The 21,105-nt window shown below is 35.9% G+C and carries 18 protein-coding genes; 7 read left to right on the plus strand and 11 right to left on the minus strand.

Annotated elements, in window-relative coordinates; translation table 11 throughout:
• Positions 1-22: 22 nt before the first annotated feature.
• Positions 23-232, minus strand: coding sequence for a hypothetical protein (locus LUA86_RS12420; protein ID WP_231463167.1), 210 nt, complete (start codon positions 230-232; stop codon positions 23-25).
• A gap of 239 nt (positions 233-471) precedes the next feature.
• Here LUA86_RS12420 and LUA86_RS12425 point away from each other — a divergent pair, with 239 nt between their 5' ends.
• Both LUA86_RS12425 and LUA86_RS12430 read left to right on the plus strand, forming a co-directional pair.
• Positions 472-945, plus strand: coding sequence for a ribonuclease H-like YkuK family protein (locus LUA86_RS12425; RefSeq protein WP_231463169.1), 474 nt, complete (start codon positions 472-474; stop codon positions 943-945).
• Positions 946-1,015: 70 nt separating this feature from the next.
• Positions 1,016-1,483 (plus strand): SRPBCC family protein, encoded by a 468-nt coding sequence (locus LUA86_RS12430; protein WP_231463172.1) that lies wholly within the window; start codon positions 1,016-1,018, stop codon positions 1,481-1,483.
• Positions 1,484-1,487: 4 nt separating this feature from the next.
• Here LUA86_RS12430 and LUA86_RS12435 read toward each other — a convergent pair whose 3' ends face one another.
• The 5 genes from LUA86_RS12435 to LUA86_RS12455 form a co-directional block, all read right to left on the minus strand.
• Positions 1,488-2,060, minus strand: coding sequence for a hypothetical protein (locus LUA86_RS12435; RefSeq protein WP_231463174.1), 573 nt, complete (start codon positions 2,058-2,060; stop codon positions 1,488-1,490).
• 71 nt (positions 2,061-2,131) lie between these two features.
• Positions 2,132-3,148: a porin gene (locus LUA86_RS12440; RefSeq protein ID WP_231463176.1), complete on the minus strand. Its 1,017-nt coding sequence runs from the start codon at positions 3,146-3,148 to the stop codon at positions 2,132-2,134.
• A 40-nt stretch (positions 3,149-3,188) separates the two neighbouring features.
• Positions 3,189-4,592, minus strand: coding sequence for an ammonium transporter (locus tag LUA86_RS12445; RefSeq protein ID WP_231463178.1), 1,404 nt, complete (start codon positions 4,590-4,592; stop codon positions 3,189-3,191).
• 337 nt (positions 4,593-4,929) lie between these two features.
• Positions 4,930-5,883 (minus strand): TIGR01212 family radical SAM protein, encoded by a 954-nt coding sequence (locus LUA86_RS12450; RefSeq protein ID WP_231463180.1) that lies wholly within the window; start codon positions 5,881-5,883, stop codon positions 4,930-4,932.
• A 417-nt stretch (positions 5,884-6,300) separates the two neighbouring features.
• Positions 6,301-7,737 carry an APC family permease gene (locus LUA86_RS12455; RefSeq protein ID WP_231463182.1) on the minus strand — a complete coding sequence of 479 codons (1,437 nt, stop codon included), beginning with the start codon at positions 7,735-7,737 and terminating at the stop codon, positions 6,301-6,303.
• Positions 7,738-7,993: 256 nt separating this feature from the next.
• Between LUA86_RS12455 and LUA86_RS12460 the strand changes: the two genes are divergently transcribed.
• The 4 genes from LUA86_RS12460 to LUA86_RS12475 all read left to right on the plus strand — a co-directional run bounded on the left by LUA86_RS12460 (position 7,994) and on the right by LUA86_RS12475 (position 13,906).
• A complete protein-coding gene (locus LUA86_RS12460) occupies positions 7,994-10,252 on the plus strand; it encodes a sodium-translocating pyrophosphatase (RefSeq protein WP_231463184.1) in 2,259 nt (752 codons plus the stop codon).
• 127 nt (positions 10,253-10,379) lie between these two features.
• Positions 10,380-11,837, plus strand: a complete 1,458-nt coding sequence (locus tag LUA86_RS12465; RefSeq protein ID WP_231463187.1) for an amino acid permease — start codon at positions 10,380-10,382, stop codon at positions 11,835-11,837.
• A 98-nt stretch (positions 11,838-11,935) separates the two neighbouring features.
• A complete protein-coding gene (locus LUA86_RS12470; protein WP_231463189.1) occupies positions 11,936-13,270 on the plus strand; it encodes a porin in 1,335 nt (444 codons plus the stop codon).
• 69 nt (positions 13,271-13,339) lie between these two features.
• Positions 13,340-13,906: a MarC family protein gene (locus LUA86_RS12475; RefSeq protein WP_231463510.1), complete on the plus strand. Its 567-nt coding sequence runs from the start codon at positions 13,340-13,342 to the stop codon at positions 13,904-13,906.
• Positions 13,907-14,099: 193 nt separating this feature from the next.
• Here the strand turns inward: LUA86_RS12475 and LUA86_RS12480 are convergent, their stop codons facing one another.
• From LUA86_RS12480 to LUA86_RS12500, 5 genes are all read right to left on the minus strand, one after another.
• Positions 14,100-15,269: an RsmB/NOP family class I SAM-dependent RNA methyltransferase gene (locus LUA86_RS12480; RefSeq protein WP_231463192.1), complete on the minus strand. Its 1,170-nt coding sequence runs from the start codon at positions 15,267-15,269 to the stop codon at positions 14,100-14,102.
• Positions 15,270-15,288: 19 nt separating this feature from the next.
• Entirely contained in the window at positions 15,289-16,509 is a 1,221-nt protein-coding gene (locus LUA86_RS12485; RefSeq protein ID WP_231463193.1) for an amino acid ABC transporter substrate-binding protein, read from the minus strand.
• A 145-nt stretch (positions 16,510-16,654) separates the two neighbouring features.
• Positions 16,655-18,187 carry a glutamine-hydrolyzing GMP synthase gene (gene guaA / locus LUA86_RS12490; protein WP_231463196.1) on the minus strand — a complete coding sequence of 511 codons (1,533 nt, stop codon included), beginning with the start codon at positions 18,185-18,187 and terminating at the stop codon, positions 16,655-16,657.
• A 75-nt stretch (positions 18,188-18,262) separates the two neighbouring features.
• A complete protein-coding gene (locus LUA86_RS12495) occupies positions 18,263-18,721 on the minus strand; it encodes a dCMP deaminase family protein (protein ID WP_231463198.1) in 459 nt (152 codons plus the stop codon).
• Positions 18,722-18,785: 64 nt separating this feature from the next.
• Complete coding sequence (locus tag LUA86_RS12500; RefSeq protein WP_231463200.1) at positions 18,786-20,219, minus strand: MFS transporter; 1,434 nt, start codon at positions 20,217-20,219, stop codon at positions 18,786-18,788.
• A gap of 144 nt (positions 20,220-20,363) precedes the next feature.
• On the opposite strand from LUA86_RS12500, the gene LUA86_RS12505 reads away from it, so the two are divergent.
• Positions 20,364-20,999, plus strand: a complete 636-nt coding sequence (locus tag LUA86_RS12505; RefSeq protein ID WP_231463201.1) for a LysE family translocator — start codon at positions 20,364-20,366, stop codon at positions 20,997-20,999.
• Positions 21,000-21,105 lie beyond the last annotated feature (106 nt).

Here is a 21,105-nt window from a genome sequence, read left to right on the forward strand (position 1 = left end):
TTGCTAACTACAGATAAGAGTTTTAGAAAATTTTCTTTAACCTTCTGATAAATGAAACGCTGAGTTTCTTTTCTAACAACATGAGCATTTGCCCTCTTTTAGACATTGAGCTTATAACTTTCTCATTAACAGCATCAACTGATGACCTAATTTTCTCAGCTAAATCACCAGTAAATTTATTAGCCCTACTGTGTTGTAACAATTGCAATTCTTGAATAAGTTCTGCTTTCATGGCAATAAGATTTTAAAATGTATTATATAATACAAACGCTTATTAAAATAAAATTGTTGCAAATATTTTAAAACGGCTTAAAAATAATAACTAACTTGTTGATAACTAATATTTTGTTAGCAAATAAACAACTTTTTATTAATGCAAATTTAACGTTCATCTCTTAATTTTATAAAAACCAGATTACCATTTGCTTCCAGAAGATAAACTTTTGGAATTAAACTCAAAATACCACAACTATGACCTGGAAGAAATTTAGTGGCGAAGTAATCCAAACGAGCATCCTCGAAGAAGTAGAACAAGCAATTATCAGAGAAACAGAAAATGGCTACAAACTTAAAGTTTGTATTGGTACAGATTCTCAAGTTAAAGGAACAACAACCGATTTTGCAACTGTTATCGTTTTATTGAGAGAACATCACGGTGGTTTCATGTACATCCACCAGGAAAAATCTACTCAGCAAGTAAGTATTAAAGAACGCATGCTGATGGAAGTTCAAAAATCAATAGAAACGGCTTATTCCATTTGCGATTTGCTTGATATTTATGATGTTGCTTTGGAAGTGCATGCAGATATTAATACCAATCCATCATTTAAATCGAACAAAGCATTAAATGATGCAATGGGCTACATATTAAGTATGGGTTTTATTTTTAAGGCGAAACCAGAAGCATTTGCAAGCTCGACATGTGCAGATAAAATGGTGCACTAAATAAGTAGAACATAAATTTACAGAAACAACAACAAAATATACTTTTTGCTGTTTAGCTATAAATTTAAAATTGAAAACTTACCGCATAGAATTTACTCAAAAAATCCCAGTGGATATTGATACCGCATGGGATTTCTTTTCATCGCCCTTAAATTTGGCTGAAATTACGCCCGAAAGCATGACATTTGATGTTACTTCACCTATAAAGAAGGATGAAAAAATGTTTCCGGGTATGATTATCACTTATAAGGTTTCGCCATTATTGGGTATAAAACTAAACTGGATGACTGAAATAACGCATGTAAAAGATAAGGAATACTTCATCGACGAGCAGCGCTTTGGTCCTTTTGCATTTTGGCACCATCTTCATCGTTTCGAAGCCATCGATGGCGGCGTTTTAATGCATGATATTTTACACTACGCAATTGGTTATGGCTTTATTGGAACAATAGCCAATGAAATAATGGTTTCAAAAAAAATTAACGAGATATTCAGCTTCCGTTATAAGAAAGTTGAAGAACTATTTGGCAAAATTTAAGATTTTACCATTTTTTAGTAGAAATACTTTGTGCCTTTTTGGGTTGATTTTCGACCTGAACTGTAGCCAAAGTCTTTTTAAAATTTTCGCCCAGGCTGGTCGCTTTTGAGTAAACACTTTCTAAAATATCTTTCCATGTTCCGGCAGATAGTTTTCCAGGTGCTTTCTCTAATGGTGTGGCAATATTTGTAGTGGCCACATAGTTTCCATACCTATTTCTATTATAAGGAATGTATTCCAAATCCGTAATCCAATAACGGTATTTTCCTTCTCTAGCCTCAAAATTAAAAACATAATTAACTTCTCCGCTTGGATGCGAAGCCACCAAAATGGTTTTATCAATTATCATTTTACCATTTGAAGTTACAGAACTATCTGTTTTGGTAAATTTTGTAAAAGATCTTTTATTCGATTTTATGAATCGCTCAGCTCTGCTTACCAAACTGTCCTTACCAACTTTCGTTTCAACAACTTCATAGTGCACATATTTTCCGCGTTCATCCACAGTAAATTGTTTTTGTTGTGCAAACGCACTTGATAGGAGGATTGAGAAAAGTAAAATCAGGCTGTATTTCATAATAAATAAAGATAATAAAAAGCCGCCGGCTTAAATTAACCGGCGGCATTATTTGGAGAGAAACTATTCTTTTAAAAAGCGTAAACAGCAGCTAAAGAAAACTGACCAGCATTTGGAGCAGCACCACCGGTTTTGTTTAAAAATGGTTTATCGCCATTATGATCTAACCTAACCTCAGGTATAAAGGTTAAACCGCCAGATTTTATATTTGCTGTTAAAGTTAAGCCTGTATAAGCTGTACCAGGTGTTGCGCCAACATCTTTATTTTTAAAATATTCACCTCTTAAACCTAAGGTTACCGCATCAGCAACTGCTACCTGCGGGTATAAAGCCACACCTGCATAACCGCCTGCATCATCAGCCATATCATAATTTGCTGCATTTAAACCTAATTTAAAAGCTTTTGTAATTTGGTATGAAGTGGTTAAATCTACAATGGTACCATAACCGTATGGGTCTGCACCTGTTAAAGCATTAATGTAAGCGGTCCAACCCTCAAGCGGCGAAATCATTAATTGGCCACCAACACTAGATACACCTCTGGTTGCGCTGTACAAATTCCAATCGTTAAACAAACCTGCCATTAAACTAACTTTATCAGAAAATTTATAGGTTGCTTTAATACCAGCATTTTGGAATGGACCATTAGTAAAAAGGTAAGAAGTTGAGTAGTTAAAATTTCCTACCGGAGAAATAACTTCATAACCTATAAATGTACCCATGTAACCTGCAGTCATGGCAAACTTATCCGAAAAATCGTAGTTAACGTATAAATTTTGGATATGGAATGACGAACCATTAGCGGCTGCATCTGGAATAGATTGAGATTGACCTCTGGGACCAAAAGAAATCTCACCAACGAAAGATGCTTTGTCCGTTTTTTTCTTCAACACTAAATCTAGCATCCCTAAAGAAACCGAATTGTGATCAGAAACAAAAGATGTTGGAATGTTTGGTCTTTTCGCAAAATCGTATTTATAGTAGGTATCTACCGATCCTGAAAATTCTAGTGGCGACGTGGGAGTTTCTTGAGCCAGGGCACACGTAGTGCATGCCATACCAAATATGGCTGATAATAATTTTTTCATGTTTGAGCTATGAATGTGTTTAGATAATATTTAATGCTTTTTAAAGGGCTTCCTGAGCAGGCGCATGATTTGAAATGTATGCTGCTCTTTCATCAACCAATAATGTACCTTGTGTATATTTCTCATCGTGTTGAGATGCATCAAGACCCATTTCCTCTTCCTCATCTGATACTCTGATTGGATTGATAAGGTTAACTAATTTGAAGATTACAAATGATACAACGAAACTGAATGCGATTACAATTACGGCGCCTTTTAGCTGCGTAATAAAGAATGCTGGATTACCATATAATAAACCATCGGCTCCGGCTGCATTAACTGTTTTGGTTGCAAAAATACCAGTTAATAACATACCAACAATACCACCAACACCATGGCAAGGGAAAACGTCTAATGTATCATCTAAACTGGTTTTTTGCTTCCATGAAACAACAAGGTTAGAAATTACCGCAGCAATTACACCAATAAAAATGCTTGATGGAATACTAACAAAACCTGCACCTGGAGTAATGGCTACCAAACCAACAACCGCACCGATACAGAAACCTAAAACTGAAGGTTTTTTACCTCTTGCTACATCGAAAAACATCCAGGATAATCCTGCTGCACCTGCAGCTGTATTTGTAGTTAAGAAAGCTGAAACGGCTAAACTACCTGCACCTAATGCAGAGCCTGCATTAAAACCGAACCAACCAAACCATAATAAACCTGTACCAATTAATACGTAAGGAATATTTGCCGGCGGAACTTCTTTATGCTCTAAATGAGATTTTCTACGTTTTAAAACTAATGCTCCGGCTAATGCAGCCATACCAGCAGAAATGTGTACTACTGTTCCGCCTGCAAAATCCAATACACCCATTTTTAACAAGAAACCTTGTGGATGCCAGGTCCAGTGCGCTAAAGGCGAATAAACAAAAATTGCGAATAAAACGATGAATAAAATATACGATGTAAAACGGATACGTTCTGCAACGGCGCCAACAACTAAGCCTGGTGTAATAATGGCAAACATTAATTGAAAAACTGCAAATAAAGAAAGCGGAATAGTTAAATCGGCACCACCCTGAAGATGTGGAGCGCCAGAATTTACGCCTTTAAAGAAGAAGAAGGTTGATGGGTCACCTATAAAGCCACCGATAGTATCTCCAAAAGCTAAACTAAAACCTACAACTATCCATAATACTGTAATAACACCTGCTGCAACCACACTTTTAATCATGGTTGATAAAACATTTTTACGATGAACCATACCTCCGTAAAAGAATGCAAGGCCTGGTGTCATTAAAAATACTAAAGCAGCAGCAATTAAAATGAAAGCGATATCTGGTCCGCTGTATTTTCCTTCATCAAAATTAGGAAGTAGAGGAACAAATAGCGACAAAACTGCGAAAACCATTAGAATAACGAATGGCGCATACTGTTTTACTAAAATTTTACCCATAGTTTTAAGTTTATTTTGTTTGGTTTAATAAATATTATATTATTTTCATAATCGTTTCCCTAAAAGTACGACATATTGTAATTTTTACACTATTAAATCAAATATTTTTAACAAAAACTGTAAATTTTTATAAAAACAATTAAATAATGTTGTTAAAAATGATATATATCTAAAAAAGAGTAAATTTTATCAAGGTATTTTACGAAAAATAAAAACGAGTTATTTTTATAAATTATAGAATTTTAACAGATTTATGTGAAAAATTATCATCAAAAACATCTTTAAAACAAAAAAACCCGCAAATTTTGCGGGTTTTATCAATTATTACGATAAAATTCTAAATATTCTCTAAATATTGAGAACCTTGAATAACGCCTCTTTTTTCTATCTCTTTATCCATATAGGTTTGAATTGCTGATTTATTTAAGCCCCAATTGGGCGCAATCAGCAAATCCCAGTCAGAAATTCCAAAAAGTCTTTGAATTACGATGTCAGGCCTTAATAATGGAATCAGTTCGCAAAGCAAATCTGTGTATTCCTCGAGTGTAAACAGTTTAAAAGGTTGCTTTTTATATTTAGCACCCATTATTGAGCCTTCTACAACATGTAAATGGTGAAACTTCACAAATTTTATCTGTGGAAAACGGTTTATTTCATTAATATAGCCTTTCATCATTTCCCGGGTTTCCCATGGGAAACCAAAAATGGTATGCACACATAAATCAAGTTTGCTGTTTTCTAACAATTTTACCGCTTCTACAAATTCGCTGTGACTACAGCCTCTATTTATTTGGTTTAAGGTTTCATCATAAATAGATTCCATGCCCATTTCTAAATCTACATCAAACCTATCAGTGTAACTTTCTAATAAAGCTACCTTTTCGGCGTCAATACAATCGGGACGTGTACCAACAGCAAAGCCCACAATATCTTCGGTATTTATAGAAAGGGCTTCATCGTACATCATCTTTAAATAATGTACTGGCGCATAGGTATTTGTATTTGGCTGGAAATAAACAATAAACTTATCGGCCCGATAGTTTTTTTTAGCTCTATCCATACCAACAGCAAGCTGATCTTTTATACTTGGATTTTTACGGGAAGGTTCGGGTGTAAAAGAATCTACATTACAATAGGTACAACCACCGTAACCTTTGCTTCCATCTCTATTTGGGCAAGTAAAGCCACCATCAACAATTACTTTAAATACGCGTTGCCCATTATATTTTTCCCGCAAATGTATACCGTAATTCTTGTAACCTTTTATCCCTAAATCTACTTGTGTTCCCATTGCCGCAAAAATACAAATAAGAATCGGGCTTTATTTACTACTAAAATTATTTGAAGCTTAAATGATTTTATAAAAGTATTAATGTTACTCACTTGATTTACCTTTCGCATTTGCCAGGTTTTAAAACTGAGTTACTTGCAAAACAATAACCAATCTAAACCCGACCGGCAGCGGTATGCCGATTTTTCTTCGGCATTTAGCAAAGGGCGGGACTAGCGAAACCGATGTACACAGAACCTTGCTTTTCTAAAAATTTTAAAATAAAAAAAGGCTGTCTCAAAAAGATTTGTTTTGCTTGATTAGGCCAATTGTATATCGGACAGTCGTCATTCCCAATTTAATTGGGAATCTTAAAGCGAATTGTATAGTGCTTTAGGATTCCCGAATGCTCGGGAATGACGAGAAAAGAAATAGGATTTACGTGTTTTTTCTATTTATAAATAAATAAACGGGTACGCCCAACAATACAATTATTAGTCCGGGCCAAGTATATTGTTGTTTATATATTAATAGCAGAATGCAAAATGCAGTTCCAATTAGTAAATAAATAATTGGTGTAACCGGGTACAGCCATGTTTTGTAAGGTCTTTCTAAATCTGGTTTTTTGAACCTTAAGTAGATTACGCCAAATACGGTTATCATATAAAACAGTACAATAACGAAAGATATCATATCTAAAAGATTACCGTATTGACCGCTTAAACACAATACCGATGCCCAAATGCCTTGCATCCAAAGCGATTTTGCCGGAACTCCATTTTTATTATTGTTAATAGCGGCTTTAAAAAACATTCCATCTTTAGCCATAGTCTGGAAAACTCTTGAGCCTGCCAATACAATTCCATTAACGCAGCCAAATGTAGAAATCATAACCAAAACGGCGATGACAATTGTACCAACTCCGCTACCAAAAATCTGCTCAGAAACAACTACAGCAACCCTATCATTAACTGCAAAGGCAATTCCATCTCTATCTAAATTACTTAGGTAAACAAAGTTGATTAATAGATAAAGTATCATTACGGCAGATGTGCCCAATACCATTGCCCGTACAACATTCTTTTTAGGGTTATCGATTTCGCCAGAAACAAAAGTCACATTTTCCCAGGCTACGCTTGAAAATACAGAACCTACCATTGCAGCGGCTATACCTCCCATTACCGTCATTCCAGTGATTGATTCCCAACCGGCTTTGGTAAAACTTCCGCCCATATCGGTTTTAAGGTTATTAAATGCATCCCAACCAAAAGCCATATTGCCAGACCAAAAGTTGGTTTTAACTAACAAAAACCCTAAAATAATTAAGCCCAGTAAGGCTACAATTTTAGAGCCTGTAAAAATATTTTGCAGCCATTTGCCACTTTCCACACCTTTAGTATTTATGTAGGTAAGCAGTAAAATTACGCCGATGGCTAAAATTTGTATCCATGTGATTTTGTAACTACCGCTTTGAAATATAGGAGCAGCATCATTTAAGGCTGGAATTAAATAGGCGGTAAACTTGCCGAATGCAACTGCAACGGCAGCGATTGTTCCAGTTTGAATTACGGTGAACATGCCCCATCCGTAAAGAAATCCCATCATTTTACCGAAAATTTCTTTTAAATACGTGTACTGACCACCCGCTTTTGGAAAGATAGCAGAGAGTTCGCCATAAGAGATTGCAGCGGCAACTGTCATTACACCGGTTATTAACCAAACTACAATTAACCAATAACCAGAGCCTAAGTTTCTCATGATATCGGCGCTTACGATAAATATACCGCTTCCAATCATTGAACCCATAACAAGCATTATGGCATCAAAAAGGCCAAGCTTTTTCTTAGCAGGCTCATTGCCCTCAAATTTTTCCATCTTTAGTTTTTTCGGTTTTTGGTTTAGTTGTGGCTAAATTATTTAAAAAAAACAATTCTAAGGGCTTAAACATGTATTATTTTGCTTGATAAAATATTATACTATATGGTTGTGAAATTATTAATCATAAGAAAAAATATTTATTAACTTGCTAAATAATAACCAAATGAAACGATAAGGTTAGTGTTTTTATGAGGAAAGCAACGATCTGAAATTTGAGTATTATGCAACTAAATCAATAACCAAATATTAAACTATGAATTTTTTACAAGAGAACCTTATTTACACCATCCCGGTTCTTGGGCTTATCGGGATAATTGTTATGATGATTAAAAGTGCCTGGGTGAGCAAGCAAGATGCCGGCGACAAAAACATGCAGGAGCTTGCAGGTTACATAGCCGATGGTGCAATGGCCTTTTTGAAAGCCGAATGGAGAGTATTAAGTATTTTTGCTGTATTTACCGCAGCCTTATTAGCCTACTCAGGAACGATAACAGAAATTAATGGGGTACCCATGCATTCGAGCTGGATTATTTCGATTTCATTTTTAATTGGTGCCTTTTTCTCGGCATTTGCCGGATACATTGGTATGAAAGCTGCAACCAAAGCAAATGTTAGAACCACACAAGCAGCCAGAACTAGCTTAAAACAAGCTTTAAAAGTAAGTTTTACAGGCGGAACGGTGATGGGTTTAGGCGTTGCCGGATTAGCTGTTTTGGGTTTGGGAGGCTTATTTATTGTATTTCTATCTTATTTTGATGTTATTGGCGCAGATGGTGCCGTTAGCGTAATCAATATGAAAACTGCCATTGAAGTTTTAACAGGCTTTTCTTTAGGCGCTGAATCTATTGCCTTATTTGCTCGTGTTGGTGGCGGTATATACACCAAAGCTGCCGATGTTGGCGCAGATTTAGTGGGTAAAGTTGAAGCGGGAATCCCAGAAGATGATGTGCGTAACCCTGCAACTATTGCCGATAACGTAGGCGATAACGTGGGTGATGTTGCCGGAATGGGCGCCGATTTATTTGGCTCTTACGTTGCTACAATTTTAGCTACAATGGTTTTAGGGCAGGAAATTTCTGTTACGGATAATTTTGGAGGCATGTCTCCTATCTTATTGCCAATGGTGATTTGTGGTTTAGGTATTATCTTCTCCATCATCGGTACCTGGTTTGTAACCATAAAAGACGAAAAATCGAATGTCCAAAATGCACTAAATTTAGGGAACTGGTCATCTATTTTGATAACGGCCGTTTCATCATTTTTTATTGTAAAATGGATGTTGCCAGAAACACTAAACCTGCGTGGTTATGAGTTTTCGAGCATGAATGTGTTTTATGCAATTATGGTGGGCTTAGTTGTAGGTACAATTATGAGTATTGTTACCGAATATTATACAGCAATGGGCAAAGGCCCGGTGAATTCAATTATTCAACAATCTTCTACCGGCCATGCTACAAATATAATTGCAGGTTTATCTGTTGGGATGAAATCTACAGTAATTCCTATTCTGGTTTTAGCAGGCGGTATCATGTCTTCTTATTATTTTGCTGGATTATATGGAGTTGCCATAGCGGCAGCGGGTATGATGGCCACAACAGCAATGCAATTAGCCATTGATGCTTTCGGCCCGATTGCAGATAATGCCGGCGGTATTGCCGAAATGAGCCAATTACCACCTGAAGTTCGTGAACGTACCGATAATTTAGATGCAGTAGGAAATACAACTGCGGCTACAGGTAAAGGATTTGCAATTGCATCAGCAGCATTAACTTCGTTAGCATTATTTGCTGCATTTGTTGGTATTGCAGGCATTACCGCAATTGATATTTATAAAGCCCCGGTTTTGGCAGGTTTATTTGTAGGTGGTATGATTCCTTTTATATTTTCTGCACTTTGTATTCAGGCTGTTGGTAAAGCAGCCATGGATATGGTACAAGAAGTTCGTCGCCAGTTCCGCGATATTCCGGGAATTATGGAATACAAAGCCAAACCAGAATACGAAAAATGTGTTGCCATCTCTACAAAAGCATCTATTCGTGAAATGATGATGCCGGGTGCTATCGCTTTGATAACTCCTGTAATTATTGGTTTTACCTTCGGACCAGAAGTTTTAGGCGGATTGTTAGCTGGCGTTACCGTAACAGGCGTTTTAATGGGAATATTTCAGAGTAATGCAGGCGGTGCCTGGGATAATGCTAAAAAATCTTTTGAACAAGGCGTAATGATTAATGGAGAAATGCATTATAAAAAATCAGAACCGCACAAAGCTTCTGTAACAGGTGATACCGTTGGCGATCCATTTAAAGATACTTCCGGACCTTCGATGAACATTTTAATCAAATTAATGTCGATAGTTTCATTGGTAATTGCACCATACATTGCAGTTAAGGCCGTAAATACAACACAAAAGCTAGAAGTTAGGAAGGAAATGAGAATTGAGCAAAAAACTGATGCTTCTGGCAATACAATAACAGATACTTTGATTAATACAACCGACACTTTAGGCCGTTAGTTGTAAAATCGTAGATATAAATGGAATGTAAAGGGATTTTTTAAAAAAATCCCTTTTACTTTTTGGTAATTTTTATTTAGGTTTACCGCTTATTATCATAAATCAACAAACAAACACTAAACAAATTATGAATCTAAAAAAGCCTATTGATGTGCTTATAGCAGAATCTGCTGAAAGTGGTGAGGGCACACTCAAACGTACACTAAGCAGTACGAGCCTTGTTGCGTTGGGTATCGGTGCTATTATTGGGGCAGGTTTATTCTCTTTAACAGGTATCGCTGCAGCTGACCATGCTGGTCCTGCGGTAACATTATCATTTGTATTGGCAGCAGTTGGCTGTGCTTTCGCTGGCTTATGTTATGCAGAGTTTGCATCAATGATTCCTGTTGCAGGTAGTGCTTATACATATTCTTACGCAACCATGGGCGAATTTATGGCATGGGTTATCGGTTGGGATTTAGTACTGGAATATGCCCTTGGAGCTGCCACAGTAGGTGTTTCCTGGTCAGGATATTTCAATAAGTTACTTCACGAATTCGGAATGCAGATGCCCCTCTCTTTATCAAAATCTTTTGCTGAGGTTGATGGCGGTGGAATTAACCTTCCGGCTGTGGTAATCGTTTCCCTTTTATCATTAATGCTAATTAGAGGAACCAAAGAATCTGCAAGCCTTAATAACATTTTAGTTATTGTAAAAGTAGCTGTAGTAATTATTTTTATTACGCTTGGGTGGAAATTCATCAATCCTGCTAACCACACGCCATATATTCCAGAAAACACTGGTGTTAAAGGTGAATTTGGTATTTCAGGTATTGCAGCCGGTGCAGCTTTAGTATTCTTTGCTTTTATCGGTTTTGATGCAGTATCAACTGCAGCTCAGGAAGCTAAAAATCCTCAAAAAGGTATGCCAATTGGTATTTTGGGTTCATTAGTGGTGTGTACAATCCTTTACGTTTTATTCGCACACGTAATGACAGGTTTAGTACCGTTCTCAGTATTTAAAGGTGATGCTTCTCCTGCCGCAACAGCATTTAAAGTTACAGGTTACGGTTGGTTACAAATGGGTTTAATCATTGCTATTCTTGCTGGTTATACTTCAGTAATTTTAGTAATGTTAATGGGCCAGTCACGTGTATTCTATACAATGTCTAAAGATGGGTTATTACCTAAATTCTTCAGCAGCATTCATTCAAAATTCAGAACGCCATTTAAAACAAACTTATTCTTCATGGTTTTTGTGAGTATTTTTGCAGGTTTTGTTCCGGTAACAGATTTAGGCCACATGGTATCTATAGGTACATTGTTCGCCTTTTCTTTAGTTTGCATCGGCGTAATGTTATTGCGTAAAACTGACCCGGATAGACCTCGCCCTTTCAGAACGCCATTAGTTCCATTTGTGCCAATTATGGGTATTGTTGTATGTGTTTATCTAATGTCTTCATTACCAATTGAAGCTTGGATTAGACTTGCAATTTGGATGGGATTAGGTGTTGCAATCTACTTCTTATATGGTAAGAAAAATTCGGTATTAGGAAAAAAAGGTATTGTTGTTGAACCAACAGACCCACCTAAACCACAGTTATAAATTAAATAAATTTTTTGAGCCCCGAATTTATCGGGGCTTTTTTTATGCTAATAATTTCGTTAGGGATTTATTTGCTCTAACTTTGAAAAAAATTTTCGATGAATCATCATTTAACAATCAAAATGCGTTACCTGCTCATTTTACTTACTGTATTCCTGTTTTCTTCCAGGGTATTGGCGCAAAGAACAATAAATGATGTTATGGATTCTACCACGGTAAACCATTTGCTAATCATATCAAAAAAATACGGTTCACTTTCTTTCAGCGGATATTTACAACCTCAATTTCAGCTTGCACAATCCAATGGAACACAAGCCGAATACCAAGGTGGAAATTTTGGGGAAAACACAAGCAATCGTTTTAGATTAAGAAGAGGAAGGCTTAGAGCCGATTACATGCTTTTAACAGATGAGGGCGCACCATCAACTTATTTTGTACTTCAATTTGATGGAACAGAACAAGGTGTTGCAGTGAGAGATTTCTGGGGCAGATACTATGAAAACAAATGGAAGTTTTTATATGTCACCCTAGGCTTATCCGGCCGCCCGTTCGGTAACGAACTTCAATTATCTTCATCTGTGCGTGAAGCACCGGAACGAGGACGAATGTCGCAAATTTTAATGAAAACTGAACGTGATTTAGGCGTAACATTTACTTTAAACCCTAGATGGAAAGGTGCAAAGCTGAAAAACTTTGTATTTGATTTAGGCATTTACAACGGGCAAGGATTATCCGGACCAGCCGAATTTGATAACAGCAAAGATTTTATTTTCAGATTAAGTCACAAGCCTTACATAATAAAAAGCATTCCACTATCAATTGCCGGAGGGATAAGCACTTTGCAAGGCGGTTTAAATCATCGCCTTCCTGTAAGTTATAAAACGGAAAACATTAATAATTTATGGTCGATGGTTAAAGATTCCTCGGCAAAAACAATAAACACAATAGCACCAAGACGATATTATGGCACTGATATTCAATTTTCAACAACATCAGAAAGCTGGAAATCAGAACTAAGGGCAGAAGTAATTTCTGGTTTACAAACGGGAACTTCAACCACCTCAACTACGCCTGGTTCCTATCCCGTAGATAATAAATCGATAGCCTTACCTTATTATACAAGAAGTTTTAACGGGGCTTATGTTACTTTTGTGCAAACGCTTAACAGTACAGATAATCAAGTTATTTTAAAGTACGATTACTACGATCCTAATGCTAAGGTTAAAGGAATGGCCGTTAACTCGATACAAGGTTTATCAGCTGCGGATGTTAGATTTGACACTTTTGGATTTGGTTTTTTACATCATTTTAATCCGCACTTTAAAGCTGTGCTTTACTACGATATGATTAAAAATGAGGCGACCCAAATACCTGGTTATGAAAATGATAGGAGAGATAACGTACTTACCTTAAGAACTCAATTCTATTTCTAGATTAACTGTATTGAATAAATCAAAATGCCATACCTTTGTTAAAAATAACTCAATATGAAACTTGATTTTATGAAGTTCGATTTAAATCAGATTTTAACCACTACAATGGTGCTTTTCGCCATCATTGATATATTAGGATCGATACCGGTTATTATTCAGTTACGCCGCAAGGCTGGGCATATTGAATCAGAAAAAGCTTCATTAGTTGCAGCAGGTTTGATGATTTTGTTCCTTTTTTTAGGAGAATCTTTATTAAAAGTAATCGGACTTGATGTAGAATCTTTTGCAATTGCCGGCTCTTTTGTAATCTTTTTTATTGCGATGGAAATGGTTTTAGGTTTAACAATTTTTAAGGAAGAAGCGCCTGAAACCGTGTCTATTGTACCACTGGCATTTCCGCTAATAGCAGGTGCAGGAACTATGACAACCCTTTTATCGTTAAAAACAGAATATCAAACACAAAATATTTTAGTGGGCATATTGCTTAATATTTTATTTGTTTATTTCGTTTTAAAGAATACCAATCGATTAGAAAAGCTATTTGGCAAATCCGGACTTAATATTTTACGTAAAGCTTTTGGGGTGATTTTATTAGCTATTGCAATAAAATTATTTAGAAATAATACAGGCCTGTAATACAACTTGTAACAAAATATGAGTATATTTATCTAAATAGAAAGGCTAAATAATGAACGGCTTTGAAGAATATACTTTAATAATTGGTGTGCTTTCAATAATTATTGAACTCATAAAATACATCAAAAAGAATCTTAAATCTAAGGTAGAGCATTCTTAGTCAAAAATTCTATTGACTCCTTAGCGATTATTTTTAATCTTGTTCTTTTCTAATTAATCTTGCCACAAACATTGTATCTGCCTTGTTTTCGTAACCTTTAATCAATTCCATAGATTCTAGCGTTAAAGGCAAATTCTCGGTAATGTGTTTAATAACATCCTCATTTTCTGCAGCAAAAGCTGAACAAGTAATGTATATAAGTGGCTTACCTGGCTTTAGATATTTTATAACATTATTAACTATAGATTTCTGAATAGAAGCGAACTGATTAATCTTCTTTTCTTCAAAATACGTCAGCATTTCAGGAGTTCTGCCCCATGTACCCGAACCTGTGCAAGGTGCATCTAAAATAATTCCATCAAATGCGTAATGATGCAAAATCTGATCGTTATTTTTAAGCAAATCGAGTTCTTTTTTGTGGTATTTTCTTATTCCGGCCTGGGCAAAACGCTCATCTAAATTGGTTAGAATGCTTTCTCTTAAATCAGTTACCAATAATTCAACAACTGGCTCCAAACTGTGAAGCAATAAGGTTTTTCCTCCAGATGCTGCACAGCAATCCCACCATTTATCCCACTTTTGTGGCTTAAAAAACGAGCCTGTTTGTTGTGAGGATAAATCCTGAACCTGATATTTACCATTGGTTAATACCGTTTCTAATTTAGTACCGTTTGCTAGTGCGATAGCCGTTTCAGAAATCACCTTAAAACCTATACCTGCGCTATCTAATTGATTTTTAACTTCAATAGAAGCTTCCTCTTTTACCCTAATAAATAAATCGGGCTGTATAAAAAACGATGAATTGAACTCATCCTTTTTTACGCTTTCTGAAAGATTATTCTGAAATGGGTAAACATCAGCTATATTAAAATCAGGGTACGCTGCTCCAATTAGGGCTAATTTTTCTTCAAGTGGACTAAGGATATAATCAACTAGACCTGGCAAATTCTTTTCTACAATTAGGCTCAAAGTATCGTGACACAGAAAATCAGCTATGCTTAAACGCAATTCGCTACTTAAACTGGGCAGCGCTTTACCAAGCCTAAAAAAACTATACAAATGCCTGGTTGCCCATCTCCTATCCGATGAGCCCATTTGTTTATTTTGTTTGAAATAAGATGGTAAAAAACGATGAAGTGGAATTGAGCCGTCGTAACTCGATAAAATTTGTTCAAAAGCTTTAATTTGATGCTCTACTCTCATGAAACTATTAATTTAAAGGTTACTCAACAACGTCTAAGGCAAAATTTTTATAGCGAAGCAGCATCAAACTGGTATTGATATAACCATATTGCGCATCATGAATAAAGGAGAAATTGTTGTGTAAACCTTTGTACTTTTCTTTAGTTAGGTTTTCCAGATAATCTGTTCCGTAGGTTGATAACACTTTACCAAAGAAATAGGCAATATCAAAGCCTTTAAATGCATATTCGCCAGGTTCAAAGCCATATTTATGTCTGTACCTTTTGATAAAATTAATCACATTTGAGCTTTTATAATCAATTTTATAAGAAGAACTAATGATAGTATTTAGGTTTTGTAACTTATCGGCCGGGTAATTTTGCTTACTCCATAATGGATGTCCGAAAAGATTGATAGCATAACCTCCGGTAGGCAGATTTTTTAGCTTATATAACTTTTCGATTGTTGGCAGAACAAAAGCCCTATCAGAAGATGCAACAACAACCATATATTGCTTGCCTTTAATCATCTTTGTTTCGAAAGCAAACGCAGAATTGTATTCCTGAATAATAAGTTTATTGCCCTGCTGGTTTTTGAAGAAATCACGTATAGGTGCTGCAAAAGCCTCATCTTCTGTTTTCTTCGTGTTGATGATCACTAAAATCGCACTCGCCGGATTCGCAGCTTTGTTAATGTAAGTTGCAATCTTTTTTGCATGTAAATCGATATTATTTACAACAGATATTAGGTTAGGATTATTAAACTCTGATGGCTGAGAAGCTGCCAAAGGAGATACTACAGGCACATTATTTAGTTTTGAATAGTTGGAGATGTATTTTACACCAACCGGGAAAACCGGACCAACAACCAAATTGCTTTTCCTAAATTGTTCGAGTTTAAAGAGTGAACCAATCTGCGTATTATCATCCTGTGTATCAAAAACATTTAAGTTAAAATTTAAGCCCGAAGATGCGGTTGAATCCAAACCCATTTTAAAACCCTGGTAAAAATCAATCGGCATAGCATACTTTTCTGCGTCTGCCTTACTCATCGATTTTAGTTTAACATCATTAAGATTAAAGGGAAGTAATAAAGAAATATTGGCTGTAGATAATTTTTTTACAGTTTTCTTCTCAGGCGCCTTTTCTTGTTCTGTCTTTTTTTCGGTTTCAGGTTTTGGAGTTGGAACTATTTTAGGAGAACACGCTGCCAAAACAGCAATAACAAGAATTAAAGACCAATGCCTAAATTTTACAACCATAGTGATATATTAACAAAATATGCTAGCAAAGTTTATTCCACCTTGCTAGCATAAGTTAGATTTAATTCAGTTATACTTTAAACCGAACGGATTAATTGCTTTAACTCATACAGGCTACCTACAACAGACAACCCATAACAGGTTGCTATTCCCACTCGATAGTTGCCGGTGGTTTTGAGCTAATATCATAAACTACCCGGTTAATTCCTTTAACCTTATTTATAATTTCGTTTGAGATTTTTGCTAAAACCGGATAAGGTAAATGACACCAATCTGCTGTCATACCATCAACCGATTCAACTGCACGAAGTGCAATTACGTTCTCGTAAGTACGCTCATCGCCCATAACACCAACAGATTGAACCGGAAGGAAAATAGAACCCGCCTGCCAAATTTTATCATATAAGCCGGCAGCTTTCAATTCATGCATATAAATTGCATCAGCATCCTGCAAAATTGCTACTTTTTCTGCTGTAACTTCACCTAATATACGGATACCTAAACCCGGCCCTGGGAAAGGATGACGACCAAGAATTACATCATCAATACCTAAAGCTTTACCAACGCGGCGAACTTCATCTTTAAATAAAGTTTTTAATGGCTCAACAACTTTCAATTTCATAAAATCTGGTAAACCGCCTACATTATGGTGCGATTTTATGGTAGCAGAAGGACCATTAACAGATATTGATTCGATTACATCAGGATAGATTGTACCCTGCCCTAACCAGTTTACACCAGTAACCTCGTGTGCAGCATCATCAAAAACCTCAATAAAAACACGACCAATAGCTTTACGTTTCAACTCTGGATCAGTTAAACCGGCTAATTGACTTAAAAAACGGTCTTTGGCATCAATACCTTTAATATTTAAACCCATGTGCTTGTATTGCTCAAGCACTTGTGTATATTCATCTTTACGCAATAAACCATTATCAACAAAAATACAGTGCAGGTTTGCACCGATTGCTTTGTGCAATAATACTGCGGCAACACTACTATCTACACCACCAGATAAACCTAAAACAACCTTATCATTACCTAAAGTTTGCTTTAATTCTTCAATAGTTGTATCGATAAAAGCGGCAGAAGTCCAATCTTGGCTACATCCACAAATATCTACAAGGAAATTTTCTAAAAGGATTTTACCATCAATACTGTGTGTAACTTCCGGATGGAATTGAATGGCATAAGTATCAGAATCCTTAATGTGATAAGCTGCAACTTTTACGCTTTCAGTACTTGCAATTAATTCTGCATTTTCAGGCATTTGAGTAATCGTATCGCCATGACTCATCCATACTTGCGAATCGATGTTTATGCCTTTAAACAATTTATTCTCCTGATTTACAAAATTAAGGTTTGCACGGCCATATTCTCTGGTTGATGAAGCCTGAACCTGACCACCAGATTTATGAGCAATATATTGAGCGCCATAACAAACAGCCAGTAAAGGAAACTTAAAGTGGAAGTTGTTTAAATCAACCTGTGGAGCATCTTCCTGACGAACAGAATAAGGGCTACCAGAAAAGATAACACCTTTTACATCAGGCGTGTTAATATCAGGAAGGTTATTGAATGGATATATTTCACAGTAAATATTTAATTCGCGAACTCTACGGGCTATGAGTTGTGTAAATTGCGAACCAAAATCGACGATAATGATTTTTTCTTGCATGGGCAAAGATAGGATTTTAAGCCGAAAGGTAAAAGCCAAAAGTTCAAAGAAAAACCATTATTTCAAATGATTTTATTACGGCTCAATCAACTTCACCTCTACCCCAAATTTCCTTAAAAAATCTACACCTTCATCACTCGCTAAACCTTTGTAGGCTGCATAAGATTTAGAATAGTACACCAATTTTATTCCTGATGATAAAATTAAGCGGGCACAAGCAATACAGGGAGATAACGTAGTGTATAAAGTGCAGCCTTCTATCTTTGAACCATTTTTAGAAGCATAAAGAATTGCATTTTCTTCTGCATGTAAGGCTAAAGAACAACTACCTTTGCTATCCCTCGCACAACCATGTTCTGGCCATTCCTCATCACAATTGTGTGTACCTGCCGGCGGTCCATTGTAACCGATAGAAATAATTCGGGTATCTTTTGTTAATACAGCACCTACATGAGCACGTACGCAGTGCGAACGCGTTGCCAGTTCTGTGGCAAGATTCATGAATATTGAATCGAAACTTGGTTTTTCAGTCATGCTTAAAATTAAAAAAGCCACAAAAGCAAAAGCTTCTGTGGCTGTAAAAATAGTTTATTAAATGTTAATGACCGCCAGAAAGTTTTTTATCAAAACTAATTCCCTGCGACCTTAAAATTCCACTTACCTTCCAAGCATAGAAAGCTAAATAAGCGAAACAAATTATACCTACAACATAGCTGTATTGGATACCTGTAATTTCAGAAACTGCACCTTGAAGCCAGCTAATAATTCCACCACCCATAATCATCATAATTAAGAAACTGCTTCCCTGACTTGTGTGCTTACCTAAACCGCTAACTGCTAAAGTAAAAATACATGGCCATAGTGTACTGCAGAATAAACCAACACTTGTTATTGCGTAAACACTTACCATTCCGGTTGTAAACATTCCGATTAGTAAAGCTAAGATCCCGATTGCAGAGAAGATCAACAACATTCTTGCAGGGTTTCCTTTACTTGCCATGTCAGCAATAATTAATACTAAGATAATTAAGCCATAAACATAAAACGGCGCCAAATCATGGTCGGCAATTGCGTTAACGGCTAAGAAAATTCCAAAAGCTAAATATGGCGCAACAAATCTTAAAATCTTTTGTGTGCTTACATTATCTGTAAAAGCTTCAACAGCGCCGGTCCATCTACCAATCATCATACTCGCCCAATAAAGAGAAATATATGGTGCAATATCATGTAAAGCGAAGCCTAAATCTTTTTCCATATAGGCGGGCAAATTACTTGCTGTAGAAACCTCAACACCAACATATACAAAAATTGCAATCATACCCAATACTAATTGTGGATATTTTAAAGCAGAACCTTTAGCACCAACTTCTTCAGTAGTGGCTTCTACCAAAGCTGGTCTATCAGGTAGTGAAGATAATTTTAAGAAAATAGCAACCGCAATAAAAGCAACACCTAAAATTAGATAAGGAACTTTTACGCTTTCTATGCTAATATCAGAGCTTGCAGTTGCAGCAGAACCAAAAATTGCAAAACTTACAATCAATGGACCGATGGTTGTACCAAAGTTATTAATACCACCAGCTAAAGTTAAACGCTGCGAGCCAGTATTAATTGGGCCTAATGCAATTGCTAAAGGATTAGCAACCGTTTGTTGCAATGAAAAACCTAAGGCAACAATAAATAAGCCTGAAAGCATTAATGGAAATGAACCTGTATTTGCTGCCGGATAAAATAACAACGTACCAACAGCAGAAATAACCAGACCCAAAGCCAGTGAATTTTTATAGCCTAATTTATTAACGATATCCTGTTTCATTAACACAGAAATACCATTATAAATCAATGCCCCCACAGTATAAGCAATATAAAATGCTAATGAAACCAACTGACTTTCTGCTTGAGATAAATCGAAAGCTTTTTTGAAAACAGGTATTAAAATATCGTTACTGGCGGCTACAAAGCCCCAAAAAAAGAAAACGGTAACCAAGGGTATAAACTGCCCCCACTTCGTTTGTACTTGTTCTTTGCTCATTTTTAAAATTTAGTTTTAGTGGGGCTAAACTTAAATAAAAAAAAATTAAAAAACGGCTATTTTAAGTAAGCACCTGTAACAAAATTAAAGTTGATTTGTTAATCTATAAATTGCATATTCGCATATTCATAAACAACAGAATACATGTTTGAAGCCATATTGTTAGGTATAGGGGCAGGGATTATTTCATCGTTTTTAACAGGGCCGGTATTTTTTGCAATGATTAAAACCAGTATAGAGAGAGGCTTCAAAGCTGGCTTTTCTTTAGCATCGGGAGTGATTATTAGCGATATAATTTTAATAGGTATTGTGTTATATGGTAGCCAGTTTTTTAATTACCAGGCCAATATAGATAAGTTTGATAAGTACGTGGGTATAATTGGCGGCGTGTTTTTACTTGCTGTTGGCATTTATTACCTGGTGGCTAAAACCAGGGTTCAATATCATGATAATGCTATCCAAAAAATCAGCAAACGGGGTTACGTACTAAAAGGTTTCTTAATGTGCATCTTAACGCCATCAACACTTATGTTTTGGATAGTTGTAAGTGGCATAATTTCTATAAAACTTAATAATAAACTCAACGAGATGTTGGTTTGTTGTATCATCGCTATGATTACACAACTTACTGTAGATGGATTTAAATGCTTTTATTCGAGTAAGTTAAGATACCGGATAAATGAAAATTCGCTTACAAAATTAAATAAAGTTGCGGGTGTAATTATTATTATTTTTGCCTCCTGGCTTATTATAAAAACATATTTCCATTACTACGTTTAAAAATTTGCACGGTCTACACTAGTCACTATAACACATAACCTAAGTACGGCCCTCATTGCAAGGCTCAGTTTATCCCGACTCTTTGGAAAGCAATCTTAAAACTATG

This window comes from Pedobacter sp. Leaf132 (assembly GCF_920984695.1).
Lineage (GTDB): Bacteria > Bacteroidota > Bacteroidia > Sphingobacteriales > Sphingobacteriaceae > Pedobacter.

Excerpts from the sequence above, each read along its gene's own strand:
- LUA86_RS12470 (WP_231463189.1), top strand. The coding sequence starts at position 11,936 with ATGAATCATCATTTAACAATCAAAATGCGTTACCTGCTCATTTTACTT.
- LUA86_RS12455 (WP_231463182.1), bottom strand. The coding sequence starts at position 7,737 with ATGGAAAAATTTGAGGGCAATGAGCCTGCTAAGAAAAAGCTTGGCCTT.
- LUA86_RS12495 (WP_231463198.1), bottom strand. The coding sequence starts at position 18,721 with ATGACTGAAAAACCAAGTTTCGATTCAATATTCATGAATCTTGCCACA.
- LUA86_RS12445 (WP_231463178.1), bottom strand. The coding sequence starts at position 4,592 with ATGGGTAAAATTTTAGTAAAACAGTATGCGCCATTCGTTATTCTAATG.
- LUA86_RS12505 (WP_231463201.1), top strand. The coding sequence starts at position 20,364 with ATGTTTGAAGCCATATTGTTAGGTATAGGGGCAGGGATTATTTCATCG.
- LUA86_RS12435 (WP_231463174.1), bottom strand. The coding sequence starts at position 2,060 with ATGAAATACAGCCTGATTTTACTTTTCTCAATCCTCCTATCAAGTGCG.
- LUA86_RS12460 (WP_231463184.1), top strand. The coding sequence starts at position 7,994 with ATGAATTTTTTACAAGAGAACCTTATTTACACCATCCCGGTTCTTGGG.
- LUA86_RS12425 (WP_231463169.1), top strand. The coding sequence starts at position 472 with ATGACCTGGAAGAAATTTAGTGGCGAAGTAATCCAAACGAGCATCCTC.
- LUA86_RS12500 (WP_231463200.1), bottom strand. The coding sequence starts at position 20,219 with ATGAGCAAAGAACAAGTACAAACGAAGTGGGGGCAGTTTATACCCTTG.
- guaA (WP_231463196.1), bottom strand. The coding sequence starts at position 18,187 with ATGCAAGAAAAAATCATTATCGTCGATTTTGGTTCGCAATTTACACAA.
- LUA86_RS12480 (WP_231463192.1), bottom strand. The coding sequence starts at position 15,269 with ATGAGAGTAGAGCATCAAATTAAAGCTTTTGAACAAATTTTATCGAGT.
- LUA86_RS12440 (WP_231463176.1), bottom strand. The coding sequence starts at position 3,148 with ATGAAAAAATTATTATCAGCCATATTTGGTATGGCATGCACTACGTGT.
- LUA86_RS12485 (WP_231463193.1), bottom strand. The coding sequence starts at position 16,509 with ATGGTTGTAAAATTTAGGCATTGGTCTTTAATTCTTGTTATTGCTGTT.
- LUA86_RS12465 (WP_231463187.1), top strand. The coding sequence starts at position 10,380 with ATGAATCTAAAAAAGCCTATTGATGTGCTTATAGCAGAATCTGCTGAA.
- LUA86_RS12450 (WP_231463180.1), bottom strand. The coding sequence starts at position 5,883 with ATGGGAACACAAGTAGATTTAGGGATAAAAGGTTACAAGAATTACGGT.
- LUA86_RS12420 (WP_231463167.1), bottom strand. The coding sequence starts at position 232 with ATGAAAGCAGAACTTATTCAAGAATTGCAATTGTTACAACACAGTAGG.
- LUA86_RS12475 (WP_231463510.1), top strand. The coding sequence starts at position 13,340 with ATGAAGTTCGATTTAAATCAGATTTTAACCACTACAATGGTGCTTTTC.